Origin of the sequence: Polaromonas sp. (assembly GCF_029945895.1) — a bacterium.
Lineage (GTDB): Bacteria > Pseudomonadota > Gammaproteobacteria > Burkholderiales > Burkholderiaceae_C > Polaromonas.
The window spans coordinates 1-2,571 of the sequence record NZ_JAQSDL010000061.1 but is presented as its reverse complement, the minus strand read 5'-3'; the positions used below and the strand labels follow the sequence as shown (position 1 = coordinate 2,571).

The window sequence follows — 2,571 nt, the reverse complement described above, 5'->3', positions numbered from 1 at the left end:
ACGGCGCTGACGGCGACGGGTTCGGGGGGCTGGGTCATGACAGGCCTTGCGCTGGAGGGGTCGCTGCGTTCGGGCGGCGGGTGCACGTGGTGGAAAGTGAAAAGGTCATCGGTGTCCCTGGATAACAGCGGGTGGGTGAGCCACTATGCATGGTGCCGAGCCCGGGCGTCAAGCAGCGGCTCCGTTTATACAGTCGGCGAAGCGCCAGCGCCAGGGCCGGCTCAGGGCGCACGTTCGTCGTCCGGCACACTGCCGGACCGGCGTGGGGTGGACCGACTGCACTCGTCCGGGTTGGCCACCAACAGCCACCCGACAGCCAGCGCCGCTGGGACGGCGAGGAACCAGGACGGGTTGCCGGTGAACCAGGTGCCCGCCATTCCGGCAGCGGCGCCTGCCGACAGGCACACGACGAACCACACCAGACGGTTTCGGAGGCTTCGGTGGTTTCGTGAGGCGGACATGTCCCAGCCCTGCTTGCCTCAACTCGCGGCGGCCCGCTGCAGCCGGTCGCGCACGCCATCCCAGGCCGGATCGGACGGCAGGTGTTCAATCCAGATCAGCTTGACGCCCTGGGCGTCGAAGCCGCGCAGCACGGCAAACAACTGCTGCGCGGTGGCGGCGGCATCGTCGGGCATGCGGCGGTACAGCACCTGCGTCGAGGGGATGCGCACGATGCTGCGGGCGTACACGGCGATGTGCGCGGCCTGTGCGCCGAGCACGTCAAGTGCGGTCTGGATCGCGCCGGCATCCATCAGGCGCACCCGGGCGTTGGGCGCATAGTGCGATGCCAGCGTGCCGGACGCGCGCGGCGCTGCACCGATGGTGGTTTCTCCCGGCACGGCGTCTTGCTGCTGCCCGTCGTCCTGGTCGAGCACCGGCTCGCCGCAGGCGGCTTCGAGCTGCGCGCGTGTCAGCAAACCGGGGCGCAGCAACACCGGGCGGCCGCGCGTGCAATCGACGATGCTGGACTCGATGCCGACCGCGCAGGGGCCGCCGTCGAGCACCAGCAAGGCATCGCCGAATTCTTCGGCGACATGCCCGGCGGTGGTCGGGCTGACGCGGCCGAAGCGGTTGGCGCTGGGGCCGGCTACACCGGTGGCGCAGGCCTTCAGAAAAGCCAGCGCCACCGGGTGCGAGGGACAGCGCAGGCCGATGGAGTCCTGCCCGCCGGCGGCTGCGGCGGCCACACCCGGCTTGCGCGGCAGGATCACGGTCAGCGGCCCGGGCCAGAAGGCCTGCATCAGGCGTGCGGCAAACGGCGGCACGCTGCTGGCGTACTCAAGCACCTGCGCGGCATCTGCCACATGCACGATCAGCGGGTGATCGCTGGGCCGGCCCTTGGCGGCGAAGATGCCGGCCACGGCGCTGTCGCTGGCCGCATCGGCGCCCAGGCCATACACCGTTTCTGTCGGAAAACCGACCAGACCGCCGGCGCGGATCACGCGCGCGGCTTCAAGAATGGCCGCCGGGTCGCTGCCGTCCCGAATCATCGCAAGGCATCCAGGCCGGGCAGCCCCAGCAACTGCGCCGCCTGGCGTGCCACGGCGGTGACGCCGGCCACGTCGGCACCGGTGATGGTGAGGTGGCCCATCTTGCGGCCGGCGCGCGCTTCGAGTTTGCCGTACAGATGCAGATGTGTGCCCGGCAAGGCCAGCACGGCCTGCCAGTCGGGTGTGCGCGGTTGGCCGGCAGCGTCAAACCACAGTTCGCCGAGCAGGTTGAGCATGATGGCCGGCGAATGCTGGCGCGGCTGCGGCAACGGCAAGCCGGCCATGGCGTGCACCTGCAGGTCGAACTGCGAGACGTCGCAGGCGTCCATCGTGTAGTGGCCGCTGTTGTGCGGGCGCGGCGCCATTTCGTTGACCACCAGCGCGCCGTCGGCACTGCCGTCGTCGATGACAAAAAACTCGACACACAACACGCCCACATAGCCGATGTGGTTTGCTATGGATTCTGTAGCTGCCCGCGCCCGCAGTGCAAGGGCTGGAGGCATATTTCCTTCATAAGCGGCGGTCACCGCGAGGATGCCGCCAACGTGCACGTTGTGCTGCGGCGCAAAACCGGTGATGCTGCCGTCCCAGCCGCGCGCCACGATGACCGAACATTCGGCCTTCAGCGGCAACAGCTTTTCGAGCACACAGGGCACGCCCTTCAAATCAGCCCAGGCCACGGCGAGTTCCGCCATGTTGGCAACGCGCACCTGGCCTTTGCCGTCATAACCCATGCGTGCGGTTTTCACAATGCCGGGCAGCAGATCGGGTGGCACGGCCGCAAGCTGCGTCGGCGTTTCGATGACGGCGTAGGGCGCGCAGGTCACGCCCGCCACGCCGGCGCTCGCCGTGAAGTGGGCTTTTTCCTCGATGCGGTTTTGCGCAATGGCGACGGCAGCCGCGCCCGGCGCCACCGGCCGGCTGGCGGCCAGCACCTGCAGCGCACCGGCCGGCACGTTTTCAAATTCGGTGGTGATGGCCGCGCACAGCGAAGCCAGCTGCGCCAGGCCAGCGCCATCGCTGTAACCGGTCTGGATGTGGTGGTGGCTGACGCGGCCGGCCGGGCTGGCCGGATCGGGGT

Annotated in this window: 2 protein-coding genes; both read right to left on the bottom strand. The window is 69.2% G+C overall.

The features are described from left to right. Positions 1-479 precede the first annotated feature (479 nt). On the bottom strand, positions 480-1,490 hold the full coding sequence (locus PSV33_RS07880; protein ID WP_300560408.1) for an L-threonylcarbamoyladenylate synthase: 1,011 nt from the start codon (positions 1,488-1,490) through the stop codon (positions 480-482). After that, positions 1,487-2,571: 5-(carboxyamino)imidazole ribonucleotide synthase (locus PSV33_RS07875; RefSeq protein WP_300560406.1), on the bottom strand; the 1,085-nt coding region annotated here is incomplete at its 5' end. The genes PSV33_RS07880 and PSV33_RS07875, both read right to left, overlap by 4 nt.